This window comes from Streptomyces massasporeus, assembly GCF_014648995.1.
GTDB lineage: Bacteria > Actinomycetota > Actinomycetes > Streptomycetales > Streptomycetaceae > Streptomyces > Streptomyces massasporeus.
Window position 1 is genome coordinate 67228 of record NZ_BMSE01000004.1, and the last position, 15268, is coordinate 82495.

Here is a 15268-nt window from a genome sequence, read left to right on the forward strand (position 1 = left end):
AGGGAGCGTGCGTGAGCGGCAAACCCGAACTGAAGGGGAGGGCCGCCCGACTCGCGCGGCTCCTCCCGACCGGCCCCGGGCAGGCGGCCCGCACACCTTTCGTCCTGCTGGTCGTCCTCCTCCTCGGCGGCGGTCTCATCTGCCTCCTGGTGCTGAACTCGGCCCTCAGTGAGGGCGCGTTCAAACTCGACGACCTCCAGCGCGGGACCAAGAACCTCACCGACGAGGAGCAGGCCCTCCAGCGGGACATCGACGCCTACTCCGCCCCCGACGCCTTGCAGCGCCGCGCCCGCGAGCTCGGCATGGTGCCCGGCGGCGACCCCGCCTTCCTCGACCCCGACGGCACCGTCAAGGGCGTCCCCAGCCCCGCCCCCGGCGTCCGGCAGCCCGCCGCCTACACCCCCCTGGTCCTCGCCCCCGAGGCCATGACCGACGGCCCTACTCCGACCGGCAGGTGACGGAAGTGTCCGACAGGGAACCGCCACGTCGCCGTGTGCCCGGCCCCGCCAGGCCCGCCCGCCCCGACGCCCGGCGCCGTCCCGGCCCCGGTGCCCGTCCGGCCCGGCGGCCGGGGCAGGCCCGTCCGGCGGCGCCCAAGCCGCTGCGGCTCGGCAGCCCCCGCCCCCGCCTGCGCCTGGTCGGGCTCGCGCTGACCCTGGTCCTGACCGCCTTCGTCGTGCGGCTCTTCCAGGTGCAGGCCGTCGACGCGAGCACCTACGCCGCCAAGGCCGAGCAGAACAGGTACGTCGGGCAGGTGCTGGCCGCGGACCGGGGCGAGATCACCGACCGGTCCGGCGTGGCCCTGGCGACCAGTGAGGACGCCTACGACATCACCGCCGACCCCACGATGTTCGCTCCCGACATGCTGAAGATCGGGGACGGGCCCGAGCAGGCGGCCGCGCTCCTCGCGCCGATCCTCGGCCAGGAGCAGGAGGACCTGGTCAAGAAGCTGCGGCCGGAGAACAAGGCCCTGCGCTACGTGAAGCTGGCCTCCCGCCAGACCCCGCAGGTCTGGAAGCAGATCAAGGACCTCAAGTCGGCGCTCGCCAAGAAGGCGGAGGCCGACAAGTCCACGCCCAACGTCCTCTCGGGCGTCTTCTCCGTGGCCACCAGCAAGCGCGTGTACCCGGGCGGCGACCTGGCCGCCGGGATACTGGGCTGGGTCAACGCCGAGGGCAAGCCCGGCGGCGGCATCGAACTGCAGCTGAACAAGCAGCTCGCCGGCAAGGACGGCAAGATCCGCTACGCCCAGTCCGGAGGCCGTCTCGTGCCCACCGCGGGCTCCACCGAGACACCCGCCGTCCCCGGCAGCGACGTCGAACTCACCATCGACCGCGACATCCAGTGGGCCGCCCAGAACGCCATCAGTGACCAGGTGAAGGAGTCCGCCGCCGACCGCGGCTACGTCATCGTCCAGGACACCCGCACCGGGCAGATCCTGGCCATGGCCAACTCGCCCGGCTTCGACCCGAACGACCTGTCCGGCGCCGACCCGGCCGCCCTCGGCAACGCCGCCCTCCAGGACGCCTTCGAGCCCGGCTCCACCGCCAAGGTCATGTCGATGGCGGCCGTCCTCCAGGAGAACGCCGCCACCCCCGGGACCCACGTGGTCGTGCCCAACCGGCTGCACCGCGGGGACCGGCTGTTCAAGGACGACATCGACCACCCGACCTGGTACCTGACGCTCAACGGCGTCCTGGCCAAGTCCAGCAACATCGGCACCATCCTCGCCACCGGACAGCTCGGAAAGACCCAGGCCCAGGCCAACAAGGTCCTCTACGACTACCTCCGCGAGTTCGGCCTCGGCAGCTACACCGGCCTCGGCTTCCCCGGCGAGACCAAGGGCATCCTCGCCCCGCCCGACAAGTGGTCCACCTCGCAGCAGTACACGATCCCTTTCGGCCAGGGTGTCTCCATCAACGCCATGCAGGCGGCCTCGGTGTACTCGACCATCGCCAACGGCGGGGTCCGCGTCGAGCCCACCCTCGTGCGCGGCACCAAGGGCGCCGACGGGCGCTTCACACCCGCCCCGAAGCCCGCGAAGAACCGGGTCGTCGACGCGAAGACGGCGAAGACCCTCGCCCAGATGCTGGAGTCCGTCGTGGACGACGAGGAGGGCACCGGCACCAAGGCGCGCATCCCCGGCTACCGCGTCGCGGGCAAGACGGGTACCGCCAACCGTGTGGATCCGGCCACCGGGAAGTACCACGGCTACACCTCGTCGTTCGCCGGGTTCGCACCCGCCGACCAGCCCCGCGTCACCGTCTACTGCGCCATCCAGAACGCCACCCAGGGCAGCTACTTCGGCGGTCAGATCTGCGGACCCGTCTACAAGAAGGTCATGGAGTTCGCACTGAAGTCCCTCCAGGTCCCCCCGACCGGCGCCAAGGCCGCGAAGCTGCCCGTCTCCTTCAAGCAGTGATCAGCCCAGGAAAGATCAGCGCCGACCGCCCTGATCAGCACTCAGCCCCACCGAGCCACCAGGACCGCCCCCGTGACGACGATCACCCCCGAGCCCGGCAACCAGAGCAGCCCCGGCCCCTCACTTCGCCCGGAGGCGGGTACGCCCGGTACGCTCACCGCCGTGCCACACGCTGATCAGTCCCAAACCACCCAGAAGGGCCATCCCGTGACATACCCCGGGCCGCCCAGGCCGGTGCAGGTCTCCGCCACACCCCTCGCGGAACTCGCCGATCAGCTGGGTGCTTCCACACCGGAGAACGCCGCCGAGGTCACGGGCATCACCCACGACTCCCGGGCCGTGCGCCCCGGCGACCTGTACGCCGCCCTGCCGGGGGCCCGGCTGCACGGTGCCGACTTCGTCAACCAGGCCGCGGGCCTCGGCGCCGCCGCCGTGCTGACCGACCCGACCGGCGCCGAGCGCGCCGCCGCGTCCGGGCTGCCCGTCCTGGTCGTCGACGACCCGCGCGCGCAGATGGGCGAGCTGGCCGCCACGATCTACGGCCACCCCGGCCGGGACCTGCTCCAGATCGGTATCACCGGCACCTCCGGCAAGACCACCACGGCCTACCTCGTCGAGGGCGGCCTGAAGACGGTCAGGTCCACCGGCCTGATCGGCACGGTCGAGATGCGCATCGGCGACGAGCGCATCAAGTCCGAGCGCACCACCCCCGAAGCCACCGACCTCCAGGCCCTGTTCGCCGTCATGCGCGAGCGCGGGGTCGACGCGGTCGCCATGGAGGTCTCCAGCCACGCCCTGGTCCTCGGCCGGGTCGACGGCTGTGTCTTCGACATCGGCGTCTTCACCAACCTCAGCCCGGAGCACATGGAGTTCCACTCCGGCATGGAGGACTACTTCCAGGCGAAGGCGCAGCTGTTCACGCCCAAACGCGGCAAACTCGGCGTGGTCAACGTCGATGACGAGTACGGCCGCAGGCTGGCGAAGGAAGCCACCGTCCCGGTCGTCACCTACTCCGCCGAGGGCCACCCCGACGCCGACTGGCGCGCCGAGGACGTCGAGGTCGGCCGGCTGGACTCGACGTTCACCGTCGTCGGTCCCAAGGGCGAGCGGATCAGCGCCAGGTCGCCGCTGCCCGGGCCCTTCAACGTGGCCAACACCCTCGCCGCGATCGTCGCCCTCGCCGTCGCCGGCCTCGACCCGCAGGCCGCCGCCGACGGCGTCGCCGCCGTCCCCGGTGTCCCGGGACGCCTGGAGCGCGTGGACGCCGGTCAGCCCTACCTCGCGGTCGTCGACTACGCCCACAAGACCGACGCCGTCGAGTCCGTGCTGCGCGCCCTGCGCAAGGTCACCGAGGGCAAGCTGCACATCGTCCTCGGCTGCGGCGGCGACCGGGACAGGACCAAGCGCGAGCCCATGGGCGCCGCGGCGGCCCGGCTCGCCGACACCGCCACACTGACCTCCGACAACCCCCGCGGCGAGGACCCCCTCGCGATCCTCGCCACGATGCTCCAGGGCGCGGCGTCCGTGCCCGCGCACGAGCGCGGCGAGGTGCAGGTCTTCGAGGACCGGGCCGCCGCGATCGCCGCCGCCGTCGCCCGCGCCGAGCCCGGCGACACCGTGCTGGTCGCGGGCAAGGGCCACGAGCAGGGCCAGGACATCGCCGGGGTGGTCCGTCCCTTCGACGACCGCCAGGTGCTCCGCGAAGCCATCCAGAAGACCCAGGGATGAAAATCCAGAAGACCCAGGGGATGAACTTGTGATCGCCCTCTCCCTCGCCGAGATCGCAGAAGTCGTCGGCGGGCAGACGCACGACATACCGGATCCGTCCGTCCAGGTCACCGGCCCGGTCGTCCGGGACTCCCGCGAGGCGGGGCCGGGCAGCCTGTTCGTGGCCTTCGCCGGGGAGCGCGTGGACGGCCACGACTTCGCGGCGGCGGTCGTCGAGGCGGGAGCGGTGGCCGTGCTCGGCACCCGCCCCGTCGGCGTTCCGGCGATCGTCGTGGACGACGTCCAGACCGCCCTCGGCGCCCTCGCCCGGCACGTCGTACGGCGCCTCGGCGCCACCCTCGTCGCCCTCACCGGCTCGGCGGGCAAGACCAGCACCAAGGACCTCATCGCGCAGGTGCTCCGGCGCAAGGCGCCGACGGTGTTCACGCCCGGCTCGCTCAACAACGAGATCGGGCTGCCGCTGACCGCGCTCAGCGCGACCGAGGAGACCAGATTCCTCGTCCTGGAGATGGGCGCCCGGGGCATCGGGCACATCAGCTACCTCGCCGGTCTGACGCCTCCGAAGGTCGGCCTCGTCCTCAACGTCGGCAGCGCCCACATCGGCGAGTTCGGCGGCCGCGAGCAGATCGCACAGGCCAAGGGCGAGCTGGTGGAGGCACTGCCGTCCGAGGTCGAGGGCGGCACCGCGATCCTCAACGCGGACGACCCCTATGTACGGGCCATGGCCTCCCGTACGAAGGCGAAGGTGATCTTTTTCGGAGAGTCCGGCGAAGCGGACGTCTCTGCCGAGAACGTGCGACTCACGGACACCGGACAGCCCTCGTTCAGGCTTCACACACCCTCCGGTGCAAGCGATGTGACCATGCGCCTGTACGGTGAGCACCACGTGTCGAACGCGCTCGCCGCGGCCGCCGTCGCCCACGAGTTGGGCATGTCCGCTGACGAGATCGCCGTGGCGCTCTCCGAGGCGGGCTCCCTCTCCCGCTGGCGGATGGAGGTCACCGAGCGCCCGGACGGCGTGACGGTCGTCAACGACGCCTACAACGCGAATCCCGAGTCCATGAAGGCCGCGCTGCGCGCGCTGGCGGCCATGGGCAAAGGACGCCGTACGTGGGCGGTGCTCGGCAAGATGGCCGAGCTCGGGGACGAGGCTCTCGCCGAGCACGACGCGGTCGGACGGCTCGCCGTCCGGCTCAACGTCAGCAAGCTCGTCGCGGTCGGCGGCAGGGAAGCCGCCTGGCTGCAACTGGGCGCATATAACGAGGGTTCGTGGGGTGAGGAGTCGGTGCACGTGTCCGACGCACAGGCGGCGGTCGACCTGTTGCGCAGCGAGTTGCGCCCGGGGGACGTCGTACTCGTGAAGGCGTCCCGTTCGGTCGGCCTCGAGAGCGTGGCGCAGGCGCTCATCGAGTCCGGTGCCGAGGGTGAGGTTTCCGCCCGATGATGAAGCAGATCCTGTTCGCAGGAGTCATTGGTCTCTTTCTCACGCTGGTCGGCACCCCGCTGCTGATCAAGCTCCTCGCGCGCAAGGGCTACGGCCAGTACATCCGCGACGACGGCCCGCGTGAGCACGCCAGCAAGCGCGGTACGCCCACCATGGGCGGCATCGCCTTCATCCTGGCGACCGTCGCCGCGTACTTCCTGGCCAAGGTGATCACGGGCTACCTGGACCCGGACGTCGACGCGGCGCCGACGTTCTCGGGCCTGCTGGTGCTCGGCCTGATGGTCGGCATGGGTCTGGTCGGCTTCCTCGACGACTACATCAAGATCGTCAAGCGGCGTTCGCTGGGCCTGCGCGCCAAGGCGAAGATGGCCGGCCAGCTGATCGTCGGCATCGGCTTCGCGGTGCTGTCGCTGCAGTTCGCGGACAACCGCGGCAACACCCCGGCCTCCACGAAGCTGTCGTTCATCACGGACTTCGGCTGGACGATCGGCCCCGTGCTGTTCGTGGTCTGGGCGCTGTTCATGATCCTCGCGATGTCGAACGGCGTGAACCTGACCGACGGTCTGGACGGTCTGGCGACCGGCGCCTCGGTGCTCGTCTTCGGCGCCTACACCTTCATCGGCGTCTGGCAGTTCCAGGAGTCCTGCGCCAACGCGCAGACGCTGACCAACCCGGGCGCCTGCTTCGAGGTGCGGGACCCCCTCGACCTCGCGGTGGTGGCCTCCGCGCTGATGGGCGCCTGCCTCGGGTTCCTGTGGTGGAACACCTCGCCGGCCAAGATCTTCATGGGTGACACGGGTTCGCTCGCGCTCGGCGGTGTGCTCGCCGGCCTCGCGATCTGCTCCCGCACCGAGCTGCTGATCGCCCTCCTCGGCGGCCTGTTCGTCCTGATCACCATGTCGGTGGTCATCCAGGTCGGCTCCTTCAAGCTCACGGGCAAGCGCGTCTTCCGGATGGCGCCACTCCAGCACCACTTCGAACTCAAGGGCTGGTCCGAAGTGCTCGTCGTGGTCCGCTTCTGGATCATCCAGGGCATTTGTGTGATCGTCGGACTTGGCCTCTTCTACGCAGGATGGGCAGCGGACAAGTGACCTCCTCGGAGCCCTTCGACTTCCAGGGCAAGCACGTCACCGTCGCCGGGCTCGGCGTCTCCGGCGTCCCGGCGGCCAAGGCGCTGCACGGCCTCGGCGCGAGCGTGACAGTCGTCAACGACGGCGCCGACGAGCGCGCGCGGGCGCAGGCGGCCGACCTGGAGGCGCTCGGCATGACCGTGCGCCTCGGGGACGGCGACACCCTGCCGGAGGGCACCGAGCTGATCGTCACCGCGCCCGGCTGGAAGCCGGACAAGCCGCTGTTCGCGGCGGCGGAGCAGGCGGGCGTCCCGGTCTGGGGCGACGTCGAACTGGCCTGGCGCCTGCGCGGTCCCGACGCCGCCGACTGGCTCGCCGTCACGGGCACCAACGGCAAGACGACGACCGTCCAGATGCTCGCCTCGATCCTGAAGGCGGCGGGCCTGCGCACGGCCGCCGTCGGCAACATCGGCGTCTCCCTGCTGGACGCGGTCCTCGGCGAGGAGCGCTACGACGTCCTGGCCGTGGAGCTCTCCAGCTACCAGCTGCACTGGGCGCCCTCCCTGCGCGCCCACTCGGCCGCGGTGCTGAACCTCGCTCCCGACCACCTCGACTGGCACGGCTCCATGGAGGCGTACGCCGCCGACAAGGGCCGTATCTACGAGGGCAATCGCGTCGCCTGCGTCTACAACGTGGACGCCACCGACAAGCCGTCCACCGAGGACCTGGTCCGCGGGGCCGACGTCGAGGAGGGCTGCCGCGCCGTCGGCTTCACTCTCGGCACCCCGGGCCCGTCCCAACTCGGCGTCGTGGAAGGCCTCCTGGTCGACCGCGCCTTCGTCGAGGACCGGCACAAGAACGCCCAGGAACTCGCCGAGGTCGGCGACGTCAACCCGCCGGCCCCGCACAACATCGCCAACGCCCTCGCCGCGGCGGCCCTCGCCCGCGCCTACGGCGTGCCCGCCAGGGCCGTACGGGACGGCCTGCGGGCGTTCACCCCCGACGCCCACCGCATCGCGCATGTGGCGGACGTGGACGGGGTCGCCTGGGTCGACGACTCCAAGGCCACCAACACGCATGCGGCGGAAGCCTCGTTGGCGGCGTACGAGCCGATCGTGTGGATCGCGGGCGGGCTCGCGAAGGGCGCGACCTTCGACGAACTGGTCGCCAAGTCGGCGAAGCGGCTGCGGGGTGCCGTGCTGATCGGCGCGGACCGCGCGCTCATCCGGGAAGCCCTCGCGCGACACGCCCCGCAGGTACCCGTGGTCGACCTCGACCGGACCGACACTGGGGCGATGCGCGCGGCGGTCCAGGAGGCGCGGAGACTCGCTCAGGCGGGCGACACGGTGCTGCTGGCCCCGGCCTGTGCCTCCATGGACATGTTCGCCAACTACAACAAGCGCGGGGACGCTTTCGCGGACGCCGTTCGTGAGCTCGGCTCCGCCGACGGCTGACCCGGGTCCGCCTCGCCCGGCGGCGGTGCCGGGCCTACCTGGGAGGGACGCGTGACACGGATGTGGCTGGTGCCCGAGCGGCCTGGGGGCGTTCACCGCGCAACGCTCCCCTCCGGCATGGCAGGGTGAGCGGCGATGCCCACCAGCCGCACCGGACGGCCCCCGACCCCGCGCGCCGCCAAACGCCCCGTCGCGCCACGGCTCGCGCGTGAGGACCGCGTCCTGAGCCTCTACACCCGCGCGCGCAAGGGCTGGGACCGGCCGCTGACCGCCTACTACCTGATCCTGGGCGGCAGTCTGCTGATCACCGTGCTGGGACTGGTGATGGTCTACTCGGCCTCCCAGATCACCGCGCTGCAGATGTCACTGCCGGGCTCGTACTTCTTCCGCAAGCAGTTGCTCGCGGCGGGGATCGGCACCGGTCTGCTGCTCGCGGCCTCGCGGATGCCGGTGAAACTGCACCGGGCGCTCGCCTACCCCATCCTCGCGGGCGCCGTCTTCCTCATGATCCTGGTGCAGGTCCCGGGGATAGGGGTGTCGGTCAACGGCAACCAGAACTGGATCTCCCTGGGCGGCTCCTTCCAGATCCAGCCCAGCGAGTTCGGCAAGCTCGCCCTGGTGCTGTGGGGCGCCGACCTGCTCGCCCGCAAGCAGGACAGGAAGCTGCTGAACCAGTGGAAGCACATGCTCGTGCCGCTGGTCCCGGCCGCCTTCATGCTGCTCGGTCTGATCATGATCGGCGGCGACATGGGCACCGCGATCATCCTCACGGCCATCCTGTTCGGCCTGCTCTGGCTGGCCGGCGCCCCCACGCGGCTGTTCGCCGGGGTGCTGTCGATCGCCGCCGTCCTCGGCCTGATCCTCATCAAGACCAGCCCCAACCGCATGGCCCGGCTGCAGTGCCTGGGTGCCACCGAACCCCAGTCGGGGCCCGTCGACTGCTGGCAGGCCGTGCACGGGATCTACGCCCTCGCCTCGGGCGGAATCTTCGGTTCCGGGCTGGGTGCGAGTGTGGAGAAATGGGGCCAACTCCCCGAAGCCCACACCGACTTCATCTTCGCCGTCACCGGTGAGGAACTGGGCCTGGCGGGGACGCTGTCGGTACTCGCCCTCTTCGCGGCTCTAGGCTATGCGGGTATCCGCGTGGCCGGACGCACGGAGGACCCCTTCGTGAGGTATGCCGCGGGAGGCGTGACCACCTGGATCACGGCCCAGGCCGTGATCAACATCGGTGCGGTGCTCGGTCTGCTGCCGATCGCCGGCGTCCCCCTCCCGCTGTTCTCCTACGGAGGTTCCGCCCTGCTGCCGACCATGTTCGCCATCGGGCTGCTGATCGCCTTCGCGCGTGAGGACCCCGCTGCACGGATGGCGCTTGCGATGCGGCAACCCCGCTTTGGTAGAAAGCGGGGGGCTGGGGGCACCGGTTCCGGTGGGAGTCCCCGGAGATGGAACACGATGCGACGGCGTGCCTCGGCGGCGCGCTCGTCCGGAGAGCGGTGAATTTCGGTGCATGTCGTACTCGCCGGCGGAGGAACCGCGGGCCACATCGAGCCCGCGCTCGCCCTCGCGGACGCCCTGCGCAGGCAGGACCCGAGCGTGGGCATCACGGCCCTGGGCACGGAGCGCGGCCTCGAGACCCGTCTCGTACCCGAGCGCGGGTACGAACTCGCGCTGATCCCCGCCGTTCCGCTGCCGCGCAAGCCCACCCCCGAGCTGATCACCGTCCCGGGCCGGCTGCGCGGCACGATCAAGGCGACCGAGCAGATCCTGGAGCGCACCAAGGCGGACGCCGTGGTCGGCTTCGGCGGCTACGTCGCCCTGCCCGGCTACCTCGCGGCCAAGCGCCTGGGCGTCCCGATCGTCATCCATGAGGCCAACGCCCGCCCGGGACTGGCCAACAAGATCGGCTCGCGCTACGCCAGCCAGGTCGCCGTCTCCACGCCCGACAGCAAGCTGCGGGGCGCCCGCTACATCGGCATCCCGCTGCGCCGCTCCATCGCCACGCTGGACCGGGCCGCCGTACGCCCCGAGGCCCGGGCCGCGTTCGGGCTCGACCCGAACCTGCCCACGCTGCTGGTCACCGGCGGCTCCCAGGGCGCCCGCCGTCTCAACGAGGTCGTCCAGCAGGTCGCGCCCTGGCTCCAGCAGGCCGGGATCCAGATCCTGCACGCGGTCGGCCCGAAGAACGAACTGCCGCAGGTCCACCAGATGCCGGGGATGCCCCCCTACATCCCGGTAAGTTACCTGGACCGGATGGACCTCGCGTACGCCGCGGCCGACATGATGCTCTGCCGCGCGGGCGCGATGACCGTCGCCGAACTCTCCGCCGTCGGGCTCCCTGCCGCCTACGTCCCGCTGCCCATCGGCAACGGCGAACAGCGGCTCAACGCCCAGCCGGTGGTCAAGGCCGGCGGCGGACTGCTGGTCGACGACGCGGAGCTGACCCCCGAGTGGGTCCAACAGAACGTCCTGCCCGTGCTCGCCGACCCGCACCGGCTGTACCAGATGTCCCGCGCCGCCGCCGAGTTCGGCCGCCGGGACGCCGACGACCTGCTCGTCGGCATGGTGTACGAGGCGATCGCCGCCAGTCGTGCACACCGATAGGACTGTATGACGGAAGGCAGGGAGCGTGGCCGGATCGACCACCGCCGAGCGCGGTGAACGCCAGCAGGAGTCGTCCGGCCCGCCGCCCCGCCTGAGGTCGAGGCGGGCCCGGCTCCGCGCGATCGTCCTCCTGGGCCTCGCCCTGGTGTTCCTCGGCATCCCGACCATCTGGCTGTTCTACGGCTCCGACTGGCTGCGCGCCGAGCGCGTCTCGGTGTCCGGAACCCGGGTGCTGACACCGGCTCAGGTCGAGGCGGCGGCCGAGGTTCCGCTGGGGAAGCCGCTGATTTCCGTCGACACCGATGCGATCGAGACGCGTCTGCGCCGGAAATTGCCCCGAATTGACTCGGTTGACGTGGTCCGTTCCTGGCCACACGGAATCGACCTGAAAGTGGTTGAGCGGACTCCGGTTCTGATTGTCCAAAAGGGCGGAAAGTTCGTGGAGGTGGACGATGACGGTGTCCGCTTCGCCACGGTTTCCGAGGCCCCGAAAGGCGTCCCCGCACTGGAATTGACGCTCTCCCGCGCCGGCTCCGCCGCCGCGAGCCTGCGCCGCTTCGGCGAGCCCCGGCTGGTGCGCGCCGCGGTCGGCGTCGCCCGCGCGGTTCCGGCCGCCGTCGCGCACGAGACACGGACCGTCAAGGTCCGTTCCTACGACGACATCTCGCTGGAGTTGCGGGGCGGCCGTACGGTCCTCTGGGGGAGCAGCGAGAAGGGCGCCGCGAAGGCTCGCACACTCACCGCTCTGATGAAAGCCTCGCCCGACGCGCGGTACTTCGACGTGAGCGTCCCCACCGCGCCCGCGTCATCAGGGAGTTGACGCACATCCGCGCAGGCCAGCACCCTGGTTGGGCAGTGCTACGGCTGATCACATAGGGTGAAAAGAAAAACGGGAGGTTCGGCGTGTTCGTTGAACGTGCGCCACTTGTCGACTTAGTGTCCTGTTCAGAAGACTCCAAGGAACAGACACACTGGTAACCCTAAACTTCAGGGTTAGGGTTCGGGTCGGCGATACGGACCGTCCCATTCGGCATCAGTCGTCGGGTCGCGGGGCGCAGGGCGTCACGCTGATTCGGCGACACGTAACTCGAGGCGAGAGGCCTTCGACGTGGCAGCACCGCAGAACTACCTCGCAGTCATCAAAGTCATCGGTGTCGGCGGCGGTGGTGTCAATGCCATCAACCGGATGATCGAGGTCGGTCTCAAGGGCGTCGAGTTCATCGCCATCAACACCGACGCGCAAGCTCTGTTGATGAGCGACGCCGACGTCAAGCTGGACGTCGGCCGTGAACTCACCCGCGGACTCGGCGCCGGAGCCAACCCGGCCGTGGGCCGCAAGGCCGCCGAGGACCACCGCGAGGAGATCGAGGAGGTCCTCAAGGGGGCCGACATGGTCTTCGTGACAGCCGGTGAAGGCGGCGGCACCGGCACCGGCGGCGCACCCGTCGTGGCCAACATCGCCCGCTCACTCGGTGCCCTCACCATCGGCGTGGTCACCCGCCCGTTCACCTTCGAGGGGCGGCGCCGGGCGAACCAGGCCGAGGACGGCATCGCCGAACTCCGCGAAGAGGTCGACACCCTCATCGTCATCCCCAACGACCGGCTGCTGTCCATCTCGGACCGCCAGGTCTCGGTGCTGGACGCCTTCAAGTCGGCCGACCAGGTCCTGCTCTCCGGTGTCCAGGGCATCACCGACCTCATCACCACCCCGGGCCTCATCAACCTCGACTTCGCCGACGTCAAGTCGGTCATGTCCGAGGCCGGCTCGGCCCTGATGGGCATCGGCTCGGCCCGCGGCGACGACCGCGCCGTGGCCGCCGCCGAGATGGCGATCTCCTCGCCGCTGCTGGAGGCGTCCATCGACGGCGCCCGCGGTGTGCTGCTCTCCATCTCCGGCGGCTCCGACCTCGGTCTGTTCGAGATCAACGAGGCCGCCCAGCTGGTGAGCGAGGCCGCCCACCCCGAGGCCAACATCATCTTCGGTGCGGTGATCGACGACGCCCTCGGCGACGAGGTCCGGGTCACCGTGATCGCGGCCGGCTTCGACGGCGGCCAGCCGCCCGCCAAGCGGGACAACGTCCTCGGCTCGTCCTCGGCCAAGCGCGAGGAGCCGACCCCGGTGCGGCAGACCGAGAGCCGCCCCTCCTTCGGATCGCTCGGCAGTGTGACCCCGAAGGAGGACCCGGAGCCCGCGCCGGAGCCGGTCAAGGACATCCCGGTCGCCCCGCCGGTCCCGCCGGCGCCGCGGACCTACTCGGACAGCGCGGCCGAGGAACTGGACGTACCGGACTTCCTCAAGTGATCCTTCAGTCGTGATAGGACAGCGCGAAAGCGCGAGCGGCGCGCACTTCGGCTTCACCGACCGGTGGGGCGGGGTGAGCGCCGCTCCGTATGAGGAGCTCAATCTCGGCGGAGCGGTCGGTGACGATCCCGACGCCGTAACCACCAACCGGGACCTGGCCGCGAAGTCCCTCGGTGTCGAGCCGGACCGGGTCGTCTGGATGAACCAGGTGCACGGGGCCGACGTGGCCGTGGTGGACGGGCCGTGGGGATCTTCGACCGCGATCCCGTCGGTCGATGCCATCGTCACCACGCGCCGGGGGCTCGCCCTCGCCGTGCTCACCGCCGACTGCGTGCCGGTGCTGCTCGCCGACCCCGTCGCCGGGGTCGCCGCCGCGGCCCACGCGGGCCGGCCCGGCATGATCGCCGGAGTCGTCCCGGCCGCGCTACGCGCGATGACGGAACTGGGCGCCGTGCCCTCCCGGATCGTCGCCCGCACCGGGCCCACTGTCTGCGGCCGGTGTTACGAAGTGCCCGAGGCGATGCGCGCCGAGGTGTCCGCCGTCGAGCCGGCGGCGTACGCCGAGACGAGTTGGGGCACACCGGCGGTCGACGTGAGCGCCGGAGTGCACGCCCAGCTGGAACGGCTCGGTGTGCGCGATCGGGAGCAGTCGCCGGTGTGCACGCTGGAGTCGCACGATCACTTCTCGTACCGCCGCGACCGCACCACCGGTCGGCTCGCGGGTTATGTGTGGCTGGACTGACAGGGCATGACGGACCGTAAGGGCGAACTCGCCGCAAATCTGGCGAAGGTGGAACGGCGCATCGCCGACGCGTGCGCGGCCGCGGGGCGGGCACGCGACGAGGTGACCCTCATCGTGGTCACCAAGACCTACCCCGCGAGCGATGTGCGGATCCTCGCGGAACTCGGCGTGCGGCACGTCGCCGAGAACCGCGACCAGGACGCGGCCCCCAAGGCCGAGGCCTGCTCGGATCTGCCCCTCACCTGGCACTTCGTGGGTCAACTCCAGACCAACAAGGTGCGATCTGTGGTCGGTTACGCGGATTTCGTGCAGTCCGTCGATCGTTCCAAGCTCGTCACGGCTCTGTCGAAGGAGGCCGTCCGGACCGGTCGTGAACTGGGGTGTCTGCTCCAGGTCGCACTCGACGCCGGGGAGAGCGGCCGGGGCGAGCGCGGAGGTGTCGGGCCCGGCGGCATCGGGGAGTTGGCCGGTCTCGTGGCCGGCGCCCCGGGTCTCCGGCTCGACGGACTGATGACCGTCGCACCGCTCACCGGGGAGTACGCGGGACGCGAACGGGCGGCCTTCGAGCGGTTGATGGATTTGTCGACTGACCTGCGCCGGAGTCATCCGGCTGCCACCATGGTCTCGGCAGGGATGAGTACGGACCTCGAACAGGCCGTGACGGCCGGAGCGACACATGTGCGCGTCGGCAGCGCGGTACTCGGAGTCCGCCCCAGGCTCGGGTAACGTCGCCAAGAAGTCGGACCACAGCAGAAAATATGGTCATTGCCGCCGATAGGCGGATTCAAGGACCTCGTGGATCGCGGGCACTTGGCAGTCGTCAGCCGATCCACCACAGAGCGGAGGACTCAGAGCATGGCCGGCGCGATGCGCAAGATGGCGGTCTACCTCGGCCTCGTGGAGGACGATGGGTACGACGGCCGCGGATTCGACCCCGACGACGACTTCGAACCCGAACTGGACCCGGAGCCCGAGCGGGACCACCGACGGCACGAGCCGTCCCATCAGCCACACGTCTCACATCAGCCCCAAAGGGACGAAGAGGTACGAGTCGTACAGCCGCCCGCGCCTCGCGAACCGGCCGCCCGTTCCGCTTCGCTCCCCGCGGAATCCAGCCGCCCGGCGCGTATCGCGCCCGTGGCATCCATCACACAAGAACGCGCAAGCCTGGAGAAGAACGCACCGGTGATCATGCCCAAGGTCGTGTCCGAACGAGAGCCTTACCGGATCACCACGCTTCACCCACGGACCTACAACGAGGCCCGTACCATCGGGGAACACTTCCGTGAAGGCACTCCGGTGATCATGAATCTGACTGAGATGGATGACACAGATGCGAAGCGACTTGTCGACTTTGCGGCTGGTCTGGTGTTTGGTCTTCACGGCAGTATCGAGCGGGTGACGCAGAAGGTGTTCCTGTTGTCGCCTGCTAACGTCGATGTCACGGCGGAGGACAAGGCTCGCATCGCAGAGGGCGGGTTCTTCAACCAGAGCTGAGACGC

General features: G+C 70.3%; 13 protein-coding genes. All 13 read left to right on the forward strand.

Annotation, left to right across the window (positions count from 1 at the left end):
• Positions 1-11 precede the first annotated feature (11 nt).
• The 13 genes from ftsL (at position 12) to IE153_RS11945 (ending at position 15263) form a co-directional block, all read left to right on the forward strand.
• Positions 12-458 carry a cell division protein FtsL gene (ftsL, locus tag IE153_RS11885; RefSeq protein ID WP_097216115.1) on the forward strand — a complete coding sequence of 149 codons (447 nt, stop codon included), beginning with the start codon at positions 12-14 and terminating at the stop codon, positions 456-458.
• Between the two features lie 5 nt (positions 459-463).
• On the forward strand, positions 464-2422 hold the full coding sequence (locus tag IE153_RS11890; protein WP_438817914.1) for a peptidoglycan D,D-transpeptidase FtsI family protein: 1959 nt from the start codon (positions 464-466) through the stop codon (positions 2420-2422).
• A gap of 207 nt (positions 2423-2629) precedes the next feature.
• The gene (locus IE153_RS11895; protein ID WP_031109284.1) at positions 2630-4150 is read left to right on the forward strand and encodes a UDP-N-acetylmuramoyl-L-alanyl-D-glutamate--2,6-diaminopimelate ligase; all 1521 of its coding nucleotides are present in this window, start codon (positions 2630-2632) and stop codon (positions 4148-4150) included.
• Positions 4151-4178: 28 nt separating this feature from the next.
• On the forward strand, positions 4179-5594 hold the full coding sequence (locus IE153_RS11900) for a UDP-N-acetylmuramoyl-tripeptide--D-alanyl-D-alanine ligase (RefSeq protein ID WP_189589691.1): 1416 nt from the start codon (positions 4179-4181) through the stop codon (positions 5592-5594).
• Positions 5594-6685: a phospho-N-acetylmuramoyl-pentapeptide-transferase gene (mraY, locus tag IE153_RS11905; RefSeq protein WP_030848214.1), complete on the forward strand. Its 1092-nt coding sequence runs from the start codon at positions 5594-5596 to the stop codon at positions 6683-6685. The genes IE153_RS11900 and mraY overlap by 1 nt, the downstream gene beginning before the upstream one ends.
• The gene (gene murD / locus IE153_RS11910; protein ID WP_189589692.1) at positions 6667-8118 is read left to right on the forward strand and encodes a UDP-N-acetylmuramoyl-L-alanine--D-glutamate ligase; all 1452 of its coding nucleotides are present in this window, start codon (positions 6667-6669) and stop codon (positions 8116-8118) included. The genes mraY and murD overlap by 19 nt, the downstream gene beginning before the upstream one ends.
• 135 nt (positions 8119-8253) lie before the next feature.
• Positions 8254-9618 (forward strand): putative lipid II flippase FtsW, encoded by a 1365-nt coding sequence (gene ftsW / locus IE153_RS11915; RefSeq protein ID WP_189589693.1) that lies wholly within the window; start codon positions 8254-8256, stop codon positions 9616-9618.
• Between the two features lie 6 nt (positions 9619-9624).
• Positions 9625-10722, forward strand: coding sequence for an undecaprenyldiphospho-muramoylpentapeptide beta-N-acetylglucosaminyltransferase (murG, locus tag IE153_RS11920; RefSeq protein WP_030848223.1), 1098 nt, complete (start codon positions 9625-9627; stop codon positions 10720-10722).
• A 25-nt stretch (positions 10723-10747) separates the two neighbouring features.
• Positions 10748-11542, forward strand: a complete 795-nt coding sequence (locus tag IE153_RS11925) for a cell division protein FtsQ/DivIB (protein ID WP_189589694.1) — start codon at positions 10748-10750, stop codon at positions 11540-11542.
• A 288-nt stretch (positions 11543-11830) separates the two neighbouring features.
• Entirely contained in the window at positions 11831-13024 is a 1194-nt protein-coding gene (gene ftsZ, locus IE153_RS11930; protein ID WP_185010191.1) for a cell division protein FtsZ, read from the forward strand.
• A 10-nt stretch (positions 13025-13034) separates the two neighbouring features.
• Positions 13035-13766, forward strand: coding sequence for a peptidoglycan editing factor PgeF (gene pgeF / locus IE153_RS11935; protein WP_189589695.1), 732 nt, complete (start codon positions 13035-13037; stop codon positions 13764-13766).
• 6 nt (positions 13767-13772) lie between these two features.
• Positions 13773-14492, forward strand: coding sequence for a YggS family pyridoxal phosphate-dependent enzyme (locus IE153_RS11940; RefSeq protein WP_189589696.1), 720 nt, complete (start codon positions 13773-13775; stop codon positions 14490-14492).
• Positions 14493-14621: 129 nt separating this feature from the next.
• Positions 14622-15263, forward strand: a complete 642-nt coding sequence (locus IE153_RS11945) for a cell division protein SepF (RefSeq protein WP_102907744.1) — start codon at positions 14622-14624, stop codon at positions 15261-15263.
• The last annotated feature ends 5 nt before the right edge of the window (positions 15264-15268 follow it).